22 protein-coding genes are annotated in these 20,735 nt (G+C 68.1%); 2 read left to right on the top strand and 20 right to left on the bottom strand.

Features of this window, described 5'->3' with window-relative positions:
* Positions 1-27: 27 nt before the first annotated feature.
* Positions 28-1,926, bottom strand: a complete 1,899-nt coding sequence (gene dnaG / locus FS388_RS08800) for a DNA primase (RefSeq protein ID WP_146341081.1) — start codon at positions 1,924-1,926, stop codon at positions 28-30.
* A gap of 59 nt (positions 1,927-1,985) precedes the next feature.
* On the opposite strand from dnaG, the gene FS388_RS08795 reads away from it, so the two are divergent.
* On the top strand, positions 1,986-2,483 hold the full coding sequence (locus FS388_RS08795; protein ID WP_146341080.1) for an aminoacyl-tRNA deacylase: 498 nt from the start codon (positions 1,986-1,988) through the stop codon (positions 2,481-2,483).
* A 10-nt stretch (positions 2,484-2,493) separates the two neighbouring features.
* Here the strand turns inward: FS388_RS08795 and FS388_RS08790 are convergent, their stop codons facing one another.
* The 11 genes from FS388_RS08790 to FS388_RS08740 form a co-directional block, all read right to left on the bottom strand.
* The gene (locus FS388_RS08790; protein WP_246836160.1) at positions 2,494-3,174 is read right to left on the bottom strand and encodes an energy-coupling factor transporter transmembrane protein EcfT; all 681 of its coding nucleotides are present in this window, start codon (positions 3,172-3,174) and stop codon (positions 2,494-2,496) included.
* Complete coding sequence (locus FS388_RS08785; protein ID WP_246836159.1) at positions 3,171-3,881, bottom strand: energy-coupling factor ABC transporter ATP-binding protein; 711 nt, start codon at positions 3,879-3,881, stop codon at positions 3,171-3,173. The genes FS388_RS08790 and FS388_RS08785 overlap by 4 nt, the downstream gene beginning before the upstream one ends.
* The gene (locus FS388_RS08780; RefSeq protein WP_146341079.1) at positions 3,878-4,522 is read right to left on the bottom strand and encodes a biotin transporter BioY; all 645 of its coding nucleotides are present in this window, start codon (positions 4,520-4,522) and stop codon (positions 3,878-3,880) included. Before FS388_RS08780 ends, FS388_RS08785 begins: the two co-directional genes overlap by 4 nt.
* Positions 4,516-5,070, bottom strand: a complete 555-nt coding sequence (locus FS388_RS08775; RefSeq protein WP_146341078.1) for a TetR/AcrR family transcriptional regulator — start codon at positions 5,068-5,070, stop codon at positions 4,516-4,518. Before FS388_RS08775 ends, FS388_RS08780 begins: the two co-directional genes overlap by 7 nt.
* A gap of 5 nt (positions 5,071-5,075) precedes the next feature.
* Complete coding sequence (locus tag FS388_RS08770) at positions 5,076-6,398, bottom strand: deoxyguanosinetriphosphate triphosphohydrolase (protein ID WP_146341077.1); 1,323 nt, start codon at positions 6,396-6,398, stop codon at positions 5,076-5,078.
* 48 nt (positions 6,399-6,446) lie between these two features.
* The gene (gene dusB, locus FS388_RS08765) at positions 6,447-7,610 is read right to left on the bottom strand and encodes a tRNA dihydrouridine synthase DusB (RefSeq protein ID WP_146341076.1); all 1,164 of its coding nucleotides are present in this window, start codon (positions 7,608-7,610) and stop codon (positions 6,447-6,449) included.
* Positions 7,594-8,535 (bottom strand): GNAT family N-acetyltransferase, encoded by a 942-nt coding sequence (locus FS388_RS08760; RefSeq protein WP_246836158.1) that lies wholly within the window; start codon positions 8,533-8,535, stop codon positions 7,594-7,596. Before FS388_RS08760 ends, dusB begins: the two co-directional genes overlap by 17 nt.
* A 45-nt stretch (positions 8,536-8,580) precedes the next feature.
* Positions 8,581-9,966: a glycine--tRNA ligase gene (locus FS388_RS08755; RefSeq protein ID WP_146341075.1), complete on the bottom strand. Its 1,386-nt coding sequence runs from the start codon at positions 9,964-9,966 to the stop codon at positions 8,581-8,583.
* Positions 9,967-10,039: 73 nt separating this feature from the next.
* Entirely contained in the window at positions 10,040-11,002 is a 963-nt protein-coding gene (locus FS388_RS08750; protein ID WP_146341074.1) for a DMT family transporter, read from the bottom strand.
* 29 nt (positions 11,003-11,031) lie between these two features.
* Positions 11,032-11,898 (bottom strand): MurR/RpiR family transcriptional regulator, encoded by an 867-nt coding sequence (locus tag FS388_RS08745; RefSeq protein WP_146341073.1) that lies wholly within the window; start codon positions 11,896-11,898, stop codon positions 11,032-11,034.
* A gap of 49 nt (positions 11,899-11,947) precedes the next feature.
* Positions 11,948-12,928, bottom strand: a complete 981-nt coding sequence (locus FS388_RS08740; protein ID WP_146341072.1) for a DMT family transporter — start codon at positions 12,926-12,928, stop codon at positions 11,948-11,950.
* 66 nt (positions 12,929-12,994) lie between these two features.
* On the opposite strand from FS388_RS08740, the gene FS388_RS08735 reads away from it, so the two are divergent.
* Complete coding sequence (locus FS388_RS08735; protein WP_146341071.1) at positions 12,995-13,240, top strand: RNA-binding S4 domain-containing protein; 246 nt, start codon at positions 12,995-12,997, stop codon at positions 13,238-13,240.
* Positions 13,241-13,244: 4 nt separating this feature from the next.
* Here the strand turns inward: FS388_RS08735 and FS388_RS08730 are convergent, their stop codons facing one another.
* From FS388_RS08730 to FS388_RS08695, 8 genes are all read right to left on the bottom strand, one after another.
* Entirely contained in the window at positions 13,245-14,090 is an 846-nt protein-coding gene (locus FS388_RS08730) for an SGNH/GDSL hydrolase family protein (RefSeq protein ID WP_146341944.1), read from the bottom strand.
* A gap of 174 nt (positions 14,091-14,264) precedes the next feature.
* On the bottom strand, positions 14,265-14,927 hold the full coding sequence (locus tag FS388_RS08725; protein WP_146341070.1) for an alpha/beta hydrolase: 663 nt from the start codon (positions 14,925-14,927) through the stop codon (positions 14,265-14,267).
* Between the two features lie 29 nt (positions 14,928-14,956).
* Positions 14,957-15,772, bottom strand: a complete 816-nt coding sequence (locus FS388_RS08720; protein WP_146341069.1) for a bifunctional allantoicase/(S)-ureidoglycine aminohydrolase — start codon at positions 15,770-15,772, stop codon at positions 14,957-14,959.
* Positions 15,769-17,070: an aldolase gene (locus FS388_RS08715; protein WP_146341068.1), complete on the bottom strand. Its 1,302-nt coding sequence runs from the start codon at positions 17,068-17,070 to the stop codon at positions 15,769-15,771. Before FS388_RS08715 ends, FS388_RS08720 begins: the two co-directional genes overlap by 4 nt.
* Positions 17,071-17,187: 117 nt before the next feature.
* Positions 17,188-17,985: an ABC transporter permease gene (locus FS388_RS08710; protein ID WP_146341067.1), complete on the bottom strand. Its 798-nt coding sequence runs from the start codon at positions 17,983-17,985 to the stop codon at positions 17,188-17,190.
* A 4-nt stretch (positions 17,986-17,989) separates the two neighbouring features.
* The gene (locus tag FS388_RS08705) at positions 17,990-18,832 is read right to left on the bottom strand and encodes an ABC transporter permease (protein ID WP_146341066.1); all 843 of its coding nucleotides are present in this window, start codon (positions 18,830-18,832) and stop codon (positions 17,990-17,992) included.
* Between the two features lie 9 nt (positions 18,833-18,841).
* Entirely contained in the window at positions 18,842-19,654 is an 813-nt protein-coding gene (locus tag FS388_RS08700; protein ID WP_146341065.1) for an ABC transporter ATP-binding protein, read from the bottom strand.
* Positions 19,651-20,733 carry an ABC transporter substrate-binding protein gene (locus FS388_RS08695; protein ID WP_146341064.1) on the bottom strand — a complete coding sequence of 361 codons (1,083 nt, stop codon included), beginning with the start codon at positions 20,731-20,733 and terminating at the stop codon, positions 19,651-19,653. The genes FS388_RS08700 and FS388_RS08695 overlap by 4 nt, the downstream gene beginning before the upstream one ends.
* Positions 20,734-20,735 lie beyond the last annotated feature (2 nt).

Below are 20,735 nucleotides of genomic sequence, written 5' to 3'. Positions count from 1 at the left end.
GTCCTCCCGCCCCGGCGGACCGAGGACTCAGTCGACCGTGCGCAGGGCCCGGCGCCGGCGCTCCAGGAGCATCAGCTCCTCGTTGAGACGGCGATACTCCTGGGACTGCTGAGAGTGGTCCATCCGCTGGAGCTGACCGAGCAGGTTGGCCTTCTCGTGCTGGATCTTGAGCTCGACGAGCCGGTTGAGGATCTCACGGCAGTACCGCTCCATGTTCTCCTCGGTGCTGGCCGGAAGCTCAGTGACGGCCAGCTCCCCCACCAGTCCGCGCAGAGGCTCCGGGACCTCCTGACGCACTGTGGCCACCCACGAGCGAGGATCCGTCGCCTTGGCCGCTGCGATGCGGATGCCGTCGTGCAGCGCCTGGTGCGCCGCGGCGGTGAAGCGGACGCTGAAGACCTCCTCCCACTGCTCGGCAGTGAGCCGTGCCGGGTGCTGCAGGATCACCTCCAGCGCCTGCCGCTCCATCAGCACCGCAGGATCCCGCGTGTCAGGGCGCTGGTAGCGCGGCTGCGGAGGCTGCCCGGATGCACCCTCGGATCGCTGCTGGCCGCGCGCGGCAGCATCGGGGCCCGACGCGGCGTTCGCCTTGGCCTGGCCCGCTTTGGCCGCTGACCGGACTGCTGAGTCCACCTCGCCCACGTCGGTGCCCAGCCAGCCGGCCAGCTCCCGCGTGTACGCCGAGCGCAGGGCCGCATCCCGAATGCCGGCCACCACCGCAGCCGTGACCCGCAGGGCTCCGACCCGCCCCTCGATCGTGGCGAGGTCCCAGTCCGCCAGACGACGCCGCAGCACGAACTCCACCAGTGGGGCCTTGGACTCGATCACCTGCGCCACGGCGTCATCTCCGCGGTGCTGCCGAACATCGCAGGGGTCCATGCCGTCGGGGCCGACAGCGATGTAGGTCTGGGCGTTGAACTGGCTGGCCTCATTGAATGCCCGGATCGCGGCCTGCTGACCGGCCTCGTCGCCGTCGAAGGTGAAGATCACCTCCGCCGGGGAGCCGTCGTCGGAGAGGAGCCGGCGCGCGATCTTGATGTGCCCGTCGCCGAAGGCGGTGCCGCAGGTGGCCACGGCGGTGTCCACCCCGGCGATGTGGCAGGCCATCACGTCCGTATAACCCTCCACGACGACCAGCTGGCGCTTCTTGGCGATGCTGCGCTTGGCGTGCTCCATGCCGTAGAGGACCTGAGACTTCTTGTATATCGGAGTCTCGGGGGAATTCAGGTACTTCGGGCCCTGATCGTCGTCATAGAGGCGGCGGCCGCCGAAGCCCACGGTGTTCGTCGCCATGTCTTTGATCGGCCACAGCAGCCGGCCCCTGAACCTGTCGTAGAGGCCTCGGCCGCCCTCTGAGAAGAGGCCGGTGTGCTTGAGCTCCTCATCGCTGAACCCTTTGCCGCGCAGGTGTCCCAGCAGGTTGTTCCAGCCTCGGGGCGCGTAGCCCACTCCGAAGCGCAGGGCATGCTCCCGCGTGAACCCTCGGGAGGTGAGCTCGTCGCGGGCGATCTGCGCCTCCGGCGAGTTCAGGTGGTGCGCGAAGAACTCCTCAGCGATCTTGTGGGCGTCGAGGAGACGCTGCCGCCGGCCGGCCTCCTGCTTGTCCGGGCCTGAGCCGCCGTCCTCGTAGCGAAGCTCAACGCCGTACCTGTTGGCCAGGCGCTCGACGGTCTCGGCGAAGCTGGTGTGCTCCATGCCTTGGATGAAGGCGAAGACGTCCCCCGACTCCTCGCACCCGAAGCAGTGGTAGGTGCCCACCTGGGGACGGATGTGGAACGAGGGCGTGCGCTCGTCATGGAAGGGGCAGAGTCCTTTGTAGGAGTCGACCCCCGCCTTCTTGAGGGTGACGTACTGCTCAACGATCTCGCGCAGATCGGCACGCTCGCGGACCGCATCGATGTCTTCGCGCCTGATCAGTCCTGCCACAGCACCCATGGTCCCACGTCCCCCGTCCCTCAGTGCTCTGCTGTGAAAAACTGAGCATCATGACTGAATCTTCCGGACGCGATCGCGTGCAGCACGACGCCGACCAGCGCGGGGTCCCCGTTGAATTCGCCGGACGAGGACCGGCCCGCTCCGTCGAGGAGGCGGCGGCCTCACTCGGCGTCGAGGTCAGCAGGATCGTGAAGACCCTGGTGGTCCGCGCCAGACGCACCCAGACGGCCTCCGAGTCCGAGTTCGTCCTCGCACTCATTCCCGGGGACCGAGCGGTCGACTGGGCCAAGCTGCGCAGATTGGCCGGCTTCAAGAAGATGTCGATGGCCACCCCCGAGGAAGGACTCAGTGCCACCGGATACCACCCCGGGACAATCACTCCCTTCGGCACCCGCTCGGCCCTTCCGGTCTACGCGGATGAGAGCATCAGCGGGCGGATCGCGATGGGCGCAGGCGAGCCTGACCTGAACCTCTACGTGGAAGCCTCCGAGCTGTTCGGCAGCTTCGGCGTGACCACAGGAGACATCGGCAGGGCCAACGGGTCATAGCCCGTCTGCATCACTCGACGTCGTCGATCCCGCGGGCGGCAAGAGCCTTGCCGGTGTCTCTGGCATAGGCGACCGCGGCCAGCAGCACAGGGACCGTCCTGGCCCGCAGATCCCTCTCCAGGCCCCTGGCCCGCGCCTGCTGCTCGGCCACGCGAAACTGATCCGCCAGGTACGGCACGGCACGAAGCATCACCATCGCCGCCAGCACGATCCTGCCGGGCCTCAGCCCGATGAGCCGAAGCGGACGCAGCAGGGCTGAGAAGACCCGCAGGAGCTCCGGGACGGAAGTTGTCAGAATCATCAGCTGAGCGGCCAGGACCCCCGCCAGGACGCGGGTGATGACCTCCAGCCCCGTGGCGACGTCGTTGAAGATCAGCTGGGCCAGCAGCACAGCGGCGATCAGCAGCCAGATCCTCCTGAGCAGCACCAGCAGCATGCGCAGCGGGACTCGGGCGCCCACCGCCAGCACGATGATGCCGGCCACCACGGCTGCGCTCACGGCAGGATCCCGCACTGCCATGACGAGGATCGCCGTGGCCGCCATGCCTGCGACCTTCGCCCCCGCCGGCGTCCGGTGCAGGAAGCCCACGGTGGGAGACCGCTGGCCGAAGACCTGATCGCGGGGACGTATGGGCCGCGGTCGTCTGCGGGTGCGCCGCCTCCCTTCGGGGCGCCGAGTCTCTGTGCTCATGCATCGACCCGTCGGATGTACTCGGCGACGACCGCCTCGGGGGTTCCGTCAGCGGCAATCTGCCCATCCTGCACCAGGATCGTCCTCTCGGCCTGCGCTGCGAGCTGGAGGTCGTGCGTGGCGGTGATGACCTGAATGCCCTGTCGGGACTGGATGCGATCCACCACCGCGGTGAAGCGCCGGGCGTTGACCCGGTCGAGGAGGGTGGTCGGCTCATCGAGGAGCAGAACCTCAGGCTGCAGCACCAGAACGGTCGCCAGCGCGACGAGCTGCTGCTGGCCCGCAGAGATCTCATGGGAGCTGCGCTCGGCGAGCTCGGCGATGCCCAGCTCCTCCAGGCACGCCATCGCCTCCTCGCGGCGCAGCGACCGTGACTTCGTGCGGCGCCGCAGCGACAGCTCCACGTCCTCGAGCGGGGTGGGCATCACCAGCTGGGCAGCCGGATTCGCGAAGACGAACCCTGCCCGTCGACGCACATGGGTGCCGCTGTCGACGGTGTCGGCGCCATGGACCGACACGTATCCGTGGGTGGGCTCGACCAGGCCGTTGATGAGCTGAAGCAGCGTGGACTTTCCGCCGCCGTTGGGGCCGATCACACTGATGCGCTGCTCGGTGAGCGACAGGTCGGGAACGCGCAGCAGCTCTCGCTCACCGACGAGCACGCGTACGCGGTCGAAGGCGATCAGCCTCTCGGCAGCAGGGGTCACCGCGGCCGGACCAGCAGAGCGGGGAATGCTCGATGGATCAGGGCTGCGGCAAGGGCTGCGACGAACGACTTCACGAGATCGCCCGGCCAGAAGACGACGTCGGCCAGGAACGCCTGCTGCAGCGAGAGGTCCAGGTTGAGCATCATGCCTGCGATGCCCAGCGGATGGACGGCGAGGATGCTTCCGCTCAGCGCCGCGGCGAAGAGCAGCGGAATCCACCAGCGGGGGGCCGTTCGCCTCAGCGCGGCTCGCGCGACGAGGCCCACGATGAGTGCTGATACGGGAAAGGCCAGCAGGTAGCCGGCCGAGGGACCCACGAGCGCGCCCAGCCCTCCGGTGAATCCGGCAAGGATGGGAAGGCCCAGCAGGCCCAGGCATACATAGAGGCCTGCTGCGGCGGCGCCGCGCCACGGGCCCAGGACAAGCCCCGCCAGAGCGACCCCCAGGCTCTGCAGGGTGATCGGAACACCAGCATTGCCCGCCGGTATGGGCGGGGCGAAGGTCAGCACCGCGATCAGCGCCGCGAAGACGCCGATGAGGGCGACGTTCATGACCGTCTCCGGGCTTCGGGAGCGCTGCGCAGCTCGTCCTGCGGAGTCGTCTGCGGCGGCCTCAGTATTTGAACGCTGTTCAGCTAACATGGGTCGAGACTATCCGGCCGTTGAACGGTGTACAAAACGGGGTCCGAGCTGCCGCTCAGCACCGAGCGCATCGCATGCTCATACAGCCTCGCGCTGCGCTCCTCATCAGATGTTCCGAAGAGGCTGGCATTCTGCTCCACTGCGACAGCGCCCAGGGCGCAGCGCATCAGCACTGCAGCCACCTCTTCAGCCCAGCCTGCGTCAGTCCCTTCGGCCTCAAGGGCCGCCGTCAGGCCTGGCACAGGCGGAAGCTCCGCATCCAGGGCGTAGGCGATCAGGACCAGATCAGCGCCGTCACGCAGCGAGAGCAGCGTCCGGCGCAGGCGCAGCAGCAGATCGAACGGGGCCTCCTGAGCATCCTCCAGGGGCACGAGTGCGTAACGGGCGACCAGCCGCAGCAGCTCCTGCTTGTTCGGCACGTGGTAGTACAGGGCCCCCGGCCGCACCTCCAGGGCTGAGGAGATGCGACGCATCGAGACGTCCTGAAGGCCGTAGTCGCGAAGCAGCTCATAGGCCGCCTCGACGATCCGCTCTCTGGACAGCGCCATGGGGGTCAGGCGAAGAGCCGGTTCACCACAGGCTTGCCGTGGACCAGGGTGGCGTACCACTCCAGGGCGGCGCCGTCGGTGAGCGAAGCGATCTGATCGATCACGGCCCGGTGCCGCGCAGCATCGTCGTCCGCAGCCCGGTAGTCCGCCTGGAACTGAGGGTCCAGGAACCGATCCTTGGTGTCCATCAGGAGGCTGTGCAGGTCCGTGAGCACGTCCTTCTGCCTGGTGTAGACGGGCATCTGCTCCCGGGAGGCCATGATGTAGTTCGCCGCGATCCCCTTCATCACCTGGATCTCCTCCAGGGTCTCGGTGGGCACCACCAGGTCCGCCTCGTGCCGGACCAGCGGCTGCCCGCCGTGGGCCCTGCGTGTGGCGTCGTAGATGTCGCCGCAGAACCGGCCGATCAGGTCGGAGGTCATGTTCTTCAGCGCCGCCAGGGATCGTCGGGAGCCGTCCGACTCCCGCACCCATGAGTCCGCCGCGGACAGTCGTGCGATCGCCTCGTCCAGACGTCCCTCCGAGGTCTGCGGAAGGTACCACTCCTGGGTGGTCTGGATGACTCGGGCCCGCTGCAGATCGTTGTCCAGGAAGCCGAGCTGGAATCGCCCTGAGACGATCCCGTCCTCCACATCGTGCACCGAGTAGGCGATGTCGTCGGCGGCGTCCATCACCTGCCCCTCCATGGGGGTGCGGAGTCCTTCGATCCCCTCGCGCATCCAGTCGAAGACGCCGAGGTCATCCTCGTAGGCGCCGAACTTGGGGCTTCTGGCCCCGTCCTGCCTCAGCGGCGCCTGGTGCGCCTGCCACGGGTACTTCACCGCGGCGTCGATGGACGCGCGGGTGAGATTCAGCCCGGCCGAGCGCCCATCAGCGTGGAAGCGCTTGGTCTCGAGACGTGTGAGGATGCGCAGCGTCTGCGCATTGCCTTCGAATCCTCCGATGCCTGCGGCGAGCTCGTTGAGGACCTTCTCGCCGTTGTGTCCGAACGGCGGGTGCCCCAGGTCATGGCTGAGGCAGGCGCCGTCCACCACGTCCGGGTCGCAGCCCAGCTGACGGCCGAGCTCCCTGCCGACCTGGGCCACTTCCAGAGTGTGCGTCAGGCGCGTGCGGGAGAAATCGTCGACATCCGGGGAGACGACCTGCGTCTTGGCGCCCAGGCGGCGAAGGCTCGAGGAGTGCAGGAGCCTGGCACGGTCCCGTTCGAAGCTGGAGCGGTAGACGGACTTGCCGTGCTCGGGAACCCACCGATCCTCGTCGGATTCCGCGTAGCCCGGGGGCAGGGCCGAGTAGTCACCCTCGATGCGCTCCACATTCCTGACATTCACGGGCTTCAGCCTACCGGGGGCGCTGCTCGGGCCGCAGGGCTGGGGCCGCTAGCCGCCCGAGATGTCCACTTCGGCGGCCTGGATCATGCGCTGCTGATCCTCGTTGAGCTCCTGGGAGCTCAGCCACTCCTCCGGGAGGTGCACCTTCTTGGCCGAGCCCGCACGGCCCCGGGGCCCTTCGGCAGGCTCCCCCGGGTAGCCGATCGACTGGTCGAGCCTGCCGAGCAGGTCCTCCAGCTGGGCGAGCGTCTCGACGGTGACCAGCTGCGAGCGCAGCTCGCCGCCGATCGGGTAGCCCTTGAAGTACCAGGCCACGTGCTTGCGGATGTCCTGCATGGCTTTGCGCTCATCCCCGTCGAAGTAGGGGATCAGCATCTGGGCGTGCCGCAGGAGGGTGTCGATGACCATGGGCAGTCCCGGCCGGTGCCGGTCCTCCCTGCCCTCGAAGGCGGCCTGCAGGTCTCCGAACAGCCACGGGCGTCCCTGGCAGCCGCGGCCGACCACGACCCCGTCGACACCGGTCTGCTCGACCATCCGCACAGCATCCTCAGCGGACCAGATGTCGCCGTTGCCGAGCACCGGAATGTCGGTCAGCGCGTCTCGAAGGCGCTTGATGGCGTCCCAGTCGGCCTGGCCTGAGTAGTGCTGGCGGGCGGTGCGTCCGTGCAGCGCGACCGCGGCCACTCCGGCATCGCGGGCTGCACGGCCTGCCTCGAGGAAGGTGAGGTGGTCCTCGTCGATGCCCTTGCGCATCTTCACCGTGACGGGGATGTTCGCCCGGGAGGCCTCGCGCACCGCAGTGCTGATGATGGATTCGAACAGGCGGATCTTCCACGGCAGCGCGGAGCCGCCGCCCTTGCGGGTGACCTTGGGCACCGGGCAGCCGAAGTTCAGGTCGATGTGGTCGGCGTGGTCCTCCTCCACCAGCATCCGGACGGCGTGGCCGGTGGTGACAGGGTCCACGGAGTACAGCTGGACCGATCGCGGGACCTCGTCCGGCTCATGCCTGATGATGCGCAGGGATTCTGGGCGGCGCTCCACCAGCGCCCGTGCCGTGACCATCTCGTTGACGTAGAGGCCCCCGCCGTGCTCACGGCAGAGACGACGGAAGGCGGTGTTGGTGATGCCGGCCATCGGCGCCAGGACCACGGGTGTGTCGACCGTGATGGGCCCCAGCTTCAGGGGCGGGAGGAGCTTATTCAGCGTCTGCATCGCGGGCGTAGATCAGGGCTTCGAAGTCGACCTGTGCGTCGCTGCGGTCCACCAGGGCGTCGGTGAGACGTTTGAGGGGGACCATGGAACTGTCCACCTCCAGACGCACCGGGAAGCGGGCGGCGACCATGGCGAGCAGGTCGCGGACGGCGGTCTCGATCTCTTCGTCGCTCAGGGAGGGGTTCCAGCCGAGCAGCACATCGGCGGGGTCCTCGCTCTGCTCGGCGGTGTAGCTGACGGCGAAGGCGAGGATGCGGCTCTGCTCGGTGTCGCGCAGGACGACCGCGCCGGATGCGCCGGTCTCCGGGGAGAGCAGCATCTGCTGCGCCTTCCCAATGGTCATCTCCGCCCGGTCCCATTCGTGGACAGCGTTGTAGAACTCGGCGACCAGTTCGCTCAGCTCGACGGAGCCTGTGGCGAGGTCTTCGATCTCCAGGGGTGAGGATTCGAGATCCGGCAGGGCGAGGGAGCCCGGCGTGACGACCACGCTCTGGGAGCACTGGATCTTGGTGAAGCCGCTGTCCTTCAGGAAGCACTGGGCGGCGGAGCCTTTGGCGCAGCGGGCCTTCAGCGACTTCACGCCGCAGGAGGGCGCCTCGGCCTGCAGCAGCTCGAGCAGCTGAGCGGCCGCGCCGGACCGGCGGTGCTCGGGCGCCACCTCCGCATAGAAGGAGAGCCGATCGGGGTGCAGCGTTGATTTGAAGAGCGTCGCCGCCGCCACGGGAAGGCCGCCGAATTCGGCGACCACGCAGCGCGCCCACGGCGAGTTGGAGCTGGGGCGCAGCAACGCACGGTCGGCATGGTGCATCGGGTTTTCGGGGTCGCCCCAGACCTCCAGGAGCGCAAGGTCATCTCCGTCGCGCCAGGGGCGGACGGTGAAGCCGTTCTCCAGGGTCAGGCGAGGTTCCACAGGGGTCTCGGACACACCGCGGGATTCTACGCCTGTTCTCGTCCCTATAAAACCCGAGGCTCAGGCTCCCATGAGCCGGGAGGCCAGATAGCTCTGCACCTGGTCGAGCGACACGCGCTCCTGCGTCATCTCGTCACGGTCACGGATGGTCACCGCCTGGTCCTCGAGAGTGTCGAAGTCGACGGTGATGCAGAAGGGCGTGCCGATCTCGTCCTGCCGGCGGTAGCGGCGCCCGATGGCCCCGGCATCGTCGTAGTCGATGTTCCAGTGCCGGCGCAGCTGGGCGGCAAGCTCCGCGGAAGGTCCGGCAAGCTCGGGCTTCTTGGACAGGGGCAGCACGGCCGCCTTGACCGGAGCGAGCTTGGGGTGGAGCTTCAGCACCGTGCGGACGTCAACGCCGCCCTTGGTGTTGGGGGCCTCATCCTCCACATACGAGTCCACCAGGAACGCCATCATGGAGCGCGTCAGGCCGAAGCTCGGCTCGATGACGTACGGGACGTAGCGCTCCTCCGTGCCCTGGTCGTAGTAGGACAGCTCCTTGCCGGAGTGCTCGATGTGCTGGGAGAGGTCGTAGTCGGTGCGGTTGGCGATGCCCATGAGCTCGCCCCACTCCGAGCCGGGGAAGCCGAACTTGTACTCCAGGTCGATGGTGCGGTCCGAGTAGTGGGCGCGCTCGCCGTCGGGAACGTCGAACTGGCGCAGGTTCTGCGGGTTCAGCCCAAGGTCTGTGAACCAGCCGACGCAGTCCTCGACCCACTGGTCGAAGGAGGAGACGGCATGCTCCGGGTGGATGAAGTACTCGATCTCCATCTGTTCGAACTCGCGGGTGCGGAAGATGAAGTTGCCCGGCGTGATCTCGTTGCGGAATGCCTTGCCGATCTGGCCGATGCCGAAGGGCGGCTTCTTCCGGGCGGTGGTGACCACGTTGGCGAAGTTCACGAAGATGCCCTGAGCCGTCTCAGGCCGCAGGTAGTGCAGGCCGGACTCGTCGTCGACGACGCCCAGGTAGGACTTCACCAGGCCCGAGAATGCACGAGGCTCGGTGAACCTGCCCTTGGTGCCGCAGTCGGGGCAGGGGATCTCAGACAGGCCGTCCTGAGGATCGCGGCCCTTCTTCTCCTGGAACGCTTCGATGAGCTTGTCCTCGCGGTGCCGCTTGTGGCACTGCAGGCACTCCACCAGGGGGTCGGTGAAGGTGTCGACGTGTCCCGACGCCTTCCAGACCGCACTGGGAAGGATGATGCTGGAGTCCAGGCCGACCATGTCACCGCGCCCGCGGACGAAGGTCTGCCACCACTCGGCCTTGATGTTCTCCTTCAGCTCGGTGCCCAAGGGTCCGTAGTCCCAGGCCGACCTGGAGCCGCCGTAGATCTCACCGGCCTGATAGACGAAGCCGCGGCGCTTGGCCAGGTTGATGACTTTGTCCAGCGTGGTTTCGGTGGCCATATGGCGTGAACTCTCCTGAAAAGCTGAGGTGCGGGGTGCCCGAGGGCGGCAGTCCCGCAGGTCGCAGGCCAGCTTACCTCTGCCGCACCGGACGTCGAGGACCGGACAGGCCGATCAGGCAGGACGCTCCCAGTGCGATCACGATTCCGCCCAGAGTCCACCCGGTGACGACGACGCCTTCGGCCGGTGCGACCAGGTCCACCGCCACGGCTCCCAGAAGATGGCCCGCTGTGATTCCGATGCCGGCCGCCAATGCGCCCACTCGCCCGATCAGCACTGCCGAGACGGCGATCAGCAGGCAGCCGAGGGGACCTCCGGCGTAGTACCACCAGTTCGTGGGCTCAGTCAGCTCCGGCAGGGACCCGAGGGCAGATTCGGTGCCGCGCACCAGGCCGGCCACGACCAGTGCGAGGAGCCCAGCGGTGAAGTTGATGAGAGTCACCGGCGCAGGACTGACGTAGGCCGCCGACTGCCGGGCGTTGATCACCTGCTGGCCGGCGTTGAGCATGCCCGCCAGAAGAGCAAGCCCGGCGCTGAGGATCCACGCTGCGCCGAAGCCGTCGCCGGAGATTCCCGGGACCAGGATGAGCATGATGGCAACCACTGTCAGGGCCGCCGCAGTGCCGCGCATGAGCGTCAGCGGCTTGCGCCCGGCGGGGCTCAGGCCCACAGCGTCAAGAGTGATGTTCCCCAGGAGCTGCCCCACGATGAGAGCCACGATGAAGACGGCTGCGCCCACCAGCCCGATCGTCAGCGCCTGCGTGAAGACGACCAGTCCTCCGACGGCGCCCGCTCCGAGGTGCCACCAGCGCACCTGCCCCGACCGCAGGGCTGCCGGCACCCGCGCGGTCGCCCTGCGGCTTCCGGGGTGCAGCGCGCAGATGAGAATCATAAGGAGCAGTCCTCCGGCGAAGGAGGCCGCAGCGGCCAGAATCGGGTCGCCTGCTTCCGCGCTCAGTGCGGCATTGATGCGCCCCTGGACCGGAAAGACCACTCCCGCCAGCAGCGCCAGGAGGACGAGGAGCAGCTTCTTCACGCCGATCAGCCTGCCACAGGGGGCGGCGATCAGAGATCTTCGAGCTCGCCCATCTCCTCGTACGCCGCGGAGATGTGCGAGATGCGCCGGTGGCCGCTGGTGCGGCGGGCGTCGAGGACGCCGCTGGAGAGGATGCTGATCAGCGACATTGCCGCCGCATAGGAGTCGAAGGCGCCGTCAGCATGGTGTGAGCACTCGATCCACGCATCCGCTCGGCCGGCATAGGGACGCGCCGTGGAATCCCCGATGAGGAGCAGCCCAGCCTCGGCCGCATCGACTCTCTCCACCACGCGCCCGAAGAGAGCCGGCCTGCGGCGGAACCCCAGAACGATCACGAGATCCTCAGCCCCCAGAGCGGCCAGCTCCTCCCCCAGGGACTGTCCGGGCAGAGGCGCCAGCGTCACATCGCCGCGGATCTGGGTGAGCTGCTGGCGCAGATGAAGCGCGAGCGGGAACCCGTTGCGCAGCCCCACCACCACCACGCGCCGCGCGTCCGAGATCAGCTGCACGGCCTGCTGCAGGCGTCCGCCCTCCAAGGCGGCCATGACCCTGCTGAGGTTCTCCCGCTCCTGCGCCTCGTGCCGCTCCAGGACGGTGAGCCCCTCGGTGTCCTCGGAGCTGGCCGGAGCAGTCGTGGGGATGCCCCGGTGCCGCAGCTCCCGCACGTGGTCGCGGACCTCGCTGAACGATTCGAACCCCAGCTTGCGGAAGATGCGGGAGACGGTCGCCTTCGACACGCCCGCTTCGCGGCTGATGTCGGCGGCGGAGAAGATGGCGAGGTCCCCGAGATGCTCCAGCAGGAAGTCCGCCACCCGTCGCTCCTGGGGCGGAAGCTCCCCGTATGCGGCGTCGATGCGTGCGTCGATCCGCCTGCTGGCGGGAGTGCTGACCTCCATGGCGTCAGGATACCGAAACGAATGTTTCAGCAGATGAGCTGGGTGCGTCTCAGCGGGGACGAGAGCGACGGATGTCCGGCAGCGACGCCACCAGCACAGCGACGAGGGTCAGCACCGTTCCGGCCACCGTGGCGAAGGCGATCACGGATCCGGGCGCAGGGAAGATGATGTCCAGCACCAGGGAGCCCACCAGCTGCCCGGCGATCATCCCCATGGCGGTGACCAGCACCCCCACTTGGGTGATGAGGTAGGCGCCCAGCCCCACAAAGATCAGCCCGAGGGCGCCGCCCAGATAGTTCCACCACACCGTCGGCAGCGCCTCCCCCGTCCCGGCGATGAGCACCTTGCCCCCGTACACCGCAGCCATGAGCAGCGCTCCGGTGAGGAAGTTGAAGAGAGTGGCCGGAAGCAGGGTCCCGTAGGCAGCCGTCTGCCGACCATTGATGGCCTGCTGGGCCGACTGCACGAACCCGCCGGTGAAGGGAAGCACCACCATCAGGGCCCAAGCGAGCCCGCCGTTGGAGCCCAGCTGCGGGGAGACGGCCCAGAGCACCGAGACGATGGTCAGCGCCGCACCGATCAGCCGAAAGCCGTTGAGCTGCTTGGGCCCCCCGGAGCCCAGCCCGATCTTGTCCCACAGCAGGCCTCCGATCGTCTGTCCGGTCACCACCGCCACGGAGAACACCGCGACCCCGACGACGGCCATGGCCACGCCTTGGGTAAAGATGAAGTAGGTGCCCAGACAGCCTGCGAGAAGATGCCACCACGACACCTCGCCGCTGCGCAGCGCCGGTCCGACCGCAGCGAGCCCCCACCTGCCGCGGCGGGTGAGGAGCGTGACCGGGGCGATGATTGCCAGCCCCACGAGATAGGTGAAGAGCGTGGAGACGAGAGGGTCATTCGCCGCCGCAGCGAGCTCCGCATTCACACGGCCCTGGGCCGGGATGGCCGCCCCTGCCGCGAGCATCACTCCGAGGAGCCACAGCCACTTCACCGCCGGCCGTGCGCGCTCCTCGGGGTCCTCGCTCATCGGCTCACTCTAACCACACGTACGTGCCGGACGCGGCAGCCCGGACGCGCTGACATACTCGTAGGCATGAGTGATGTGGAGCAGGTGCCGATCCGCGATGAGTCGATCCGTCTGGGACAGCTGCTGAAGCTTGCCGGCGTGGTGGAGAACGGGGCGGTCGCCCGGGAGCTGATCGCTGAGGGCGCGGTCACCGTCGACGGTGCGGCGGAGGACCGCCGGGGAGCGCAGATCCGGGCGGGCCAGACGGTGCACTTCCGCGGTGAGGACTTCGGCCTGCCCACGGTGACGCTGACTCCCGTGCGCGAGGACTAGCCCGTCAGGCGTCGGAGGCGGCGCCGGTTCCTGGGGGCATCGACCCGCCGAACAGGGGCTCGATGTTGGGGCGCTTGGCGGTGATGTTGTCTCCGGATGACTGGCCGCGAAGCCGGCGGATCACCCACGGGAAGAGATGATGGCGCGCCCACACGGCGTCGTCGACCCGGGCCTCCCTCCAGGTGCGCTCCCCCACCGGGCGAGCCTCCGCTGGGCTGAGGTCATGCGGCACGTTGAGGGTGTCGAGCACCCGGCGAGCAATGATGTGGTGGCCCAGGGGCGAGAAGTGCAGACGGTCCTCATCCCAGGTCTCCTTGGCCGTCAGCTCCCGCAGGCTCCACATGTCCGCGACGACGGCGTCGTGGCGGAAGGCCACAGTGCGGATGTTCTCGTTGTAGATGGCCACCCTGCCTCGGATGGAGCCCACGACGGGAGTCTCGCGAAGGTCCGGCCCGGTGAAGAGCACGATGGTGGCGCCCGTGGTCGCAAGGATCTGCACCATGGTGTCGAGGATGCGGGCCGTTTCGTCCGGATCGGAGCCCGGCCGAATGACGTCATTGCCGCCGGCGCACAGCGTGATCAGGTCAGGTTTGAGCTCCAGGGCGGGTGCGAGCTGGTCGTCCCGGATCTGTTCGATGAGCTTCCCGCGCACCGCGAGGTTCGCATACGAGAAGCGGGCTGTTCCCCGGGCGAGCTCCTCGGCGACCCGATCAGCCCATCCCCGGTGGTAGCCGGGCCGTGACTCGTCGGGGTCGCCGATGCCCTCAGTGAACGAATCTCCGAGGGCCACAAATCGCTGCCACGGGTGCTTGGCACGCGCAGCAGAAGGGCCGCCCTCCGATACCTTCAGATCGCCCCCGGCCGCTTCCACGGCCTCAGGCGCAGCTGACCGGCCCTCCTGGGCACCGGGGACCGGTTCCGGGCCGATGCTCTCCTCGCGGCTGTTCGATGCTGGCTCTGATCCGCTCACCCCTCTGTTCTATCGCAGCCGCACAGGAAGATCCATCCTCCCCAGGGCTGATGCTCAGCGGGGCTTCAGCACCGCATGGGTCAGGAACTCGCCCACATGCGCCAGCTCCTGAGGCACGATGCCGTGGCCGGCGCCCGCGTAGAGCACCTTCGTCAGCTTCACCGTGGAGGTGGCCCACCGATGGGTGTACTCCACATGGTCAGCCGGAATGATCGGGTCCTCCTGGTCGCGCCCCCAGAAGAGCGGAACGCCGCTTGAGGCGACCTCGTCGTCCTTGAAGTACCCCTCCGGGATGCCCTCGCCGCGTTCGGGGTCGACGGCGAACCCGGAGAGGCCTACCACGGCGGCGAACTCATCCGGCCTGGAGCGCAGCAGCGACGTCGCCATCGCCATACCCATCGAGAAGCCCAGCAGGGTCACCGAGGAGTGGTTCGGCTTCACCGAGGCCACCCAGCTCCAGAGGTCCTCCACCGCATCGTGGGCAGCCATCGACGAGTAGGCCAGTCGCTGCACGTCGAGCTCGAACCAGGTGTACGCCCCGCCTCCCAAGCTCACGGGCGCCTGCACGGAGGCATAGGTGAAGTCTGCGGGGAGGTGCGGAACGAGCCCGGCAAGGTCCTGCGCGTTGGCGCCGTAGCCGTGCAGCAGCACCACCAGCGGCGTACCCTGCCGCTCGGACTCGTCACGCGACCACAGGACGTCATAGGGGGAAGGCATGGCCCCCACCCTAGCGGCCTGAGCACCCCTCAGAGCATCACCTGACGGTTGACGTCCTTGTAGAGCAGGTAGCGGAACGGCTCGTCTCCGCCGGCGTAGCAGGCCTGGGGGCAGAACGCCCGCAGAGACATATAGTCGCCCGCCTCGACCTCCACCCAGTCCTGGTTCAGGCGGTACACGCCCTTGCCCTGGAGCACGTAGAGGCCGTGCTCCATCTCGTGGGTCTCCATGAAGGGGATAGAGGCTCCAGGCTGGAAGGTCACGATGTTGACGTGCATGTCGAAGGCCAGGTCGGAGGGGTCGAGAAGGCGGGTGGTCGCCCACCGGCCTTCCGTGTCGGGCATCGGGCTGGGCTCCACGTCCTGCTCGCGGCCGACGACGATGCGCGGAGTCAGCCCGGGCACGTCCTGGTAGCGCTTGCGGAACCAGTGAAGCCGCGACGGGCCCGCTCCCTGTCCTGTCAGGGACCATTCGGTGCCGGGCGGTAGGAATGCGTATCCCCCGGGCGTCAGCGTGTGGGTCTGGCCAGCAGCAGTGAGGCTGACCTCGCCCTCCATGACGAAGAGGAAGCCTTCGACCTCGGCCTGGGGCTCGGGCGCCTCGGACCCCCCGCCGGGCGAGACTTCGAGGATGGTCTGGGAAAACGTCACCGCTCCTCCGGCGACCGGCCTGCTGAGAACCCAGCTGCGGGTCCCCTGCCATTCCGGGAGCACTGTGGTGACGATGTCCCGCAGGACGCCCCTGGGGATCACCGTGTAGGCCTCGGTGACCACAGCGCGGCTGGTCATGAGCTCCTTCTGCCCGGGCATGCCGCCGTGGGGAGCGAAGTAGGTGGGGGTGATCATGGGGTTCCTTCCTCATCGGCGGGCATGAGCCCCGTACGTGTCAGGCTCGAAATCTGCGCGGCTGTGAGCCCGGTGGCTTCGGTGACGTCCTGGCGGCTGAGCGCGCCGCAGGCGACGCCGCGCTGCAGGTAGCCGGCGAGCGCCTTGGCGGTGGCCGGCTCGTCGAGGACTGTGCCGCTGGTTCCGTGCGCATAGGTGCGCAGACGCGCCGCGCAGGGGGCGAACTCCTGCCGGTAGAAGCGGAATGTGGCGGCGTACCGGGTGATGAGCTGGTGGGGATGGAGGTCCCAGCCCTGGTATATGCCGTGGCCGAGGTGCCGGGCGACGAGCCGTGCGTGCAGGCGCCAGCCGTGGAGCGCCTCGTCGTCGGAGCCGAGGGGCAGGATGTTGGTGGACCCCTCTGAGATCTGCACGCCGGTCTGGGCGGCGGCGGCCTGCATGTGGGCTTTGGCGAAGTCGGCCACCGGGTGCTCCATGGACTGGAAGCCGGCGGCGACGCCGAGGGCTGCGGAGTAGTCGTAGGTGCCGTAGTGGAGGCCGGTCATTCGACCCTCCGCAGCGTGGATCGCCTCCGCGACGGGGATGCGGCCGTCCGGCCCGAGGATGATCTGGGGCGTTTCGACCTGCACTTCGAACTGCAGCTGCCCCTCCGGCAGAGAGTGCGCGCGCTCCAGCTGTGCGGCCACATCGACCATCACCCTCACCTGATCCACGGTGGTGACTTTGGGCAGGGTCAGCCGCAGCCCCTCGGGCAGCTGCCCGGCCTCGTCAAGGATCGTCGCGAGGAAGAGGTCCAGAGTGCGCAGGCCGCGCCGACGCACGGGGGCTTCCATGCTCTTGAATCGGAGTCCGATGAACGGAGGCAGCGTCCCGTCGTCCATCCCTTCGGCGACGTGATGAGCCGCCGTGGTCGCCCAGTGGTCCTCCTCGGCGTCATCCCGTATTCCGAAGCCGTCCTCGAAATCGATCCGAAGATCTTCCAGCGGCTCCGCGGTGAGCTTGTGCCGGACGGCGGAGACCAGCGCCTCGCACTCAGCCTCCTCGTCGTTCAGCTCCGGAAGAGCGTGACGCAGGAGCGCGCCGAGGCCCCCGGCAGCCTCTGCGGCGTCCAGCGCCTGACGTCCCCACTGGTCAGCCAGACCGGGAAGGAACTGGTCTGCGGGCACGTAGGCGGTGTGCACCGGCTGACGTCCTGCCGCCTCCCCGGGGTAGCTGCGGGCCAGCAGCTGATCCGTGGCGCTGAGACGCAGGTCGGCGGCCGAGAGCGTCTCCTCACCGAGTACCGGCGATCCCACCATGCGGCTCCTCCTTCATCGACCTGTGGAACATACGTTTCTCTGCGTGCAGCTGAGTGCAACATACGTTGCTCTGCTGGACCATACATGTGCGCCTGCGGAGGCCGTCGCTCGGCGGCCTCAGGCGGCGTTGAGCCCGATGCCGGTCCTGCGGGCGACGAGCCGCTCCACGACGCCGACGAACGAGTAGATCAGCAGGCTCGCCAGCGTCACCACCACCACTGACGCCCAGAGACGGTCGTAGTCGGTGTGCGCGATCGCCTGGAAGACTCCGTATCCGACGCCGTCTCCGGTGGCCAGCCACTCCGCGAGCAGCGCCCCGGTCAGCGCACCGGGGATGGAGACCCGCGTGGCGGTGAAGAAGCTGGGCAGGGAGGCCGGTATGGCGACCTTCCTCAGGATGGTGGCGTTGGAGCCCCCATACACCTGGACGACCTCAGTCATCGCCCCGGAGGAGGATCGCAGGCCTTCGACGATGGTGACCAGCGCCGGGAAGATCACCACGATGGTGCCCATAGCCGCCACGGAGACCCAGTCGCGGCCGAAGATCAGCACGATGATGGGGGCCATCGCCACCAGCGGCACCGAGCGGCAGATCATCGCCAGCGGCATGACCGCCGCCTCGAAGCCTTTGAACAGCTGGAACATCATCGCGGTGGTCGCGGCCACCACCAGCCCGGCGGTGAATCCGATGAAGGTGTCCGCCATCGTCACCCGGAAGTCGCCGAAGACCACATCGCGGTTCGCGGCAGAGCCCTCCTCGGCGAAGAGATACTCATAGACGTCCAGGGGTCCTTTGCCGATGATCCCCGAGACGTCGAAGATCTCCAGCAGGGCTACCCACACCACGGTGATCACCGTCAGGGAGAGGACCAGGTTCAGAATCGGGCGCATCGCTGCGCGCAGCACGTTGCTCATGGCCTCACACCTTCCTCGCCCAGGGGGCGGCGAATCGGGACACCAGCGCGATCACCGCGTACGCCGCACCCGCCACCAGAACTCCGACCAGGGCCAGCGCCCACAGCCGCTCCACATTCAGCGTCTCCTGGGCCGACACCATCGCCGGACCCAGACCCGTGGTGACGCCGCCGACGTACTCGCCGAGGATCGCACCCAGCACCGCAGCCGGGGCAGCGATCTTCAGGGCGGTGAAGATGTACGGGATGGCCGTGATGAGCTGCACTTTGAGCAGCTGGTGCACCCGGTTTCCGCCGGCCACCCGGACGACGTCCAGGCCCGCCTTGTCCGCCGCCTTCAGCCCTTGGATGGTCGTGACCACCGTGACGAAGTAGACCGACAGGCCGGCCAGCACGTTGGCCGTCATCGACGGATCGCCCGGCGAGGGCGGCCCGGCCACCGCAAAGACCACAGGGCCGATCGCCACCAGCGGCAGGCAGTAGGTGATCACTGCGAGCTGCGTGGCGATCCGCTCCATCCACGGCGCGATCAGCACCAGCGCCGCGGTCATGACCGCCAGCAGGTTGCCGACGCCGAATCCGATCGCGGCCTCGGTGAGCGTCACTGAGGAGTTCCTCCAGTAGAAGGCGAAGCCGTCCTCGGCCAGCTGGCCGATCACCTCAGGCGGGGAGGGGATCGCCGAGCGGTCGCGGCCGGCGCCGACGGCGCCGCTTGCGCCGAGGATCCACCACAGCGCCAGCACGACGCCGAGACCGATCAGACCGGGAGCCCAGCGCGGCAGGCTCACGGTCCGGCGAGCGCCGCCCTTGCCGGCCGCCTTATCGTCTGCAGAGACCAGTGTGCTCATCAGCGCCCCTCAGTGCTCGCCGTCCGCGGAGTCGCCGAAGAGCAGGTCCGACGCGTGGTCGACCAGAGCGTGGAACTCGGGGGTGCGCTGCATCTCCGGGGTCCGGGGACGCGGCAGGTTCACTTCGAAGACCTCTTTGATCTCACCGGGCCGGGCGCTCATGACGGCGACCACGTCTGAGAGGAATATCGCCTCGGAGATTCCGTGGGTGACCATCAGCGTGGTGGCCGGCTTCTCCGTCCAGATGCGCAGCAGCTCCAGGTTCAGGCGCTGACGCGTCATGTCGTCCAGCGCGCCGAACGGCTCGTCGAGCAGCAGCACCGATGGTTTGACGACCAGCGCCCGGGCGATGGAGACGCGCTGACGCATGCCGCCGGAGAGCTCTGCGGGGCGGGACTTCTCGAACCCTTTGAGCCCCACCAGCTCAATGAGGTCCTCGATCAGCCCCGGCTCGGGCCTGATGCCGGCCACCTCCAGCGGCAGCCGGATGTTGGAGTGCACCGAACGCCAGGGCAGCAGGGCCGAGTCCTGGAACGCGATCCCCAGGTGATTGGAGGAGCGCAGCTCCTCCGGGGTGTGGCCGTCCACCAGGAGCTCACCGCTGGTGGGCTCCTCCAGTCCTGCGAGCATCCGCAGGATGGTGGACTTGCCGCACCCGGAGGGTCCCAGGAGGGAGAGGAACGTGCCTCGTCCGGTAGCGAGGTCCACGTCCTTCAGCGCCTGGACCTGCTTCTTTCCGGAGCCGAAGATCTTGTTCAGCCCCTTGAGGCTGACGCCGTCCCCGGTCAGATGCGGGCTTGTCTCAGCGGTCGCTGCGATCACGGCTGCCCCACCAGGTCAGGGTTCTCCTCGTAGACCTCCTCCAGCAGGGAGAGGTCGAAGAGGTCGTCGGGGACCTCGTAGCCGACCATCTCGATGGCGGTGTGGGTGTCCTCGATGAGCTCGTCGGACATCGTCAGCAGGCCGTTCTCCTCGGTCCATTCGTCGGCGATGAGGGACGACTGGCGCTCTGCGGTCAGGAGCTGGTGCTCGTAGTCGAGACCCTGGTCCTCGCCCCACTCCTCCACCGTGGTCTCGGCAGCGGCATCGTCGTCGGCGAGCGCGTCCTGCCACCCGCGGATGGTTCCGGCGAGCAGGGCCTTCAGCGCCTCCCGCTCCTCTTCGATCATCTCTTCGCTGGCGATGATCGATCCGGCGGCGAACGGCAGGTTGTGCTCGTGGAACCACAGGTAGTCGACCTCGTAGTCCTCCAGCTCGACGGAGAGCGCCTGGTTGGTGGCGTAGCCGATGTAGGCGTCGACCTCGCCGTTGATGAGCGGCTGGGCGTCCCCGCCGGTCGAGACCACATCGACGTCGTCGTGGTCGATGTCGTTGGCGTCGAGGAACGCGTAGAAGACGCCCTCGTTGTTGGGCGCCACACCCACGCTCATCTCGGTGAGGTCCTCAGGGTCCTCCATGGGGTTCTCGTCGGCGAGGCTGAAGATCGCGAAGGCATTCTGCTGGAACACGCTGCCGATGATCTTCAGCGGCGCGTCCTCGCCCTCCTGGTCGATGAAGCTGCCGGTGTCGATGGGGTTGGAGAGCCCGGCGAGTCCGGTGCCGGTCGCGATCTGGGTGGCTGACGGTGTGGCGGAGGGGCCTCCGGTGACCAGGGTGACCTCTTCGAAGCCCTCCTCCTGGTAGTAGCCCTCATCCACGGCGAAGTACATGCCGGCGAACTCGGCGGTCATGATCCAGGACAGCGGCACCTCTGCGGAGCCGAAGTCCTGCTCGCCGCCGTCTCCGTTCTCCTCGGCTGCGGCGTCGTCTCCGCCGTCGCCGCAGGCGGTCAGGGCGAGCAGGCCGGCGAGTGCGGCGGCGCTCAGCTGGGTCTTCAGGGTCAGGCGAGGGGTGCTCATCATGT

The organism is Nesterenkonia sp. NBAIMH1 (assembly GCF_007922635.1).
GTDB classification, from domain to species: domain Bacteria; phylum Actinomycetota; class Actinomycetes; order Actinomycetales; family Micrococcaceae; genus Nesterenkonia; species Nesterenkonia pannonica.
Note: the sequence above shows the minus strand (reverse complement) of the source record. Positions and strands in the feature narration are given on the sequence as shown.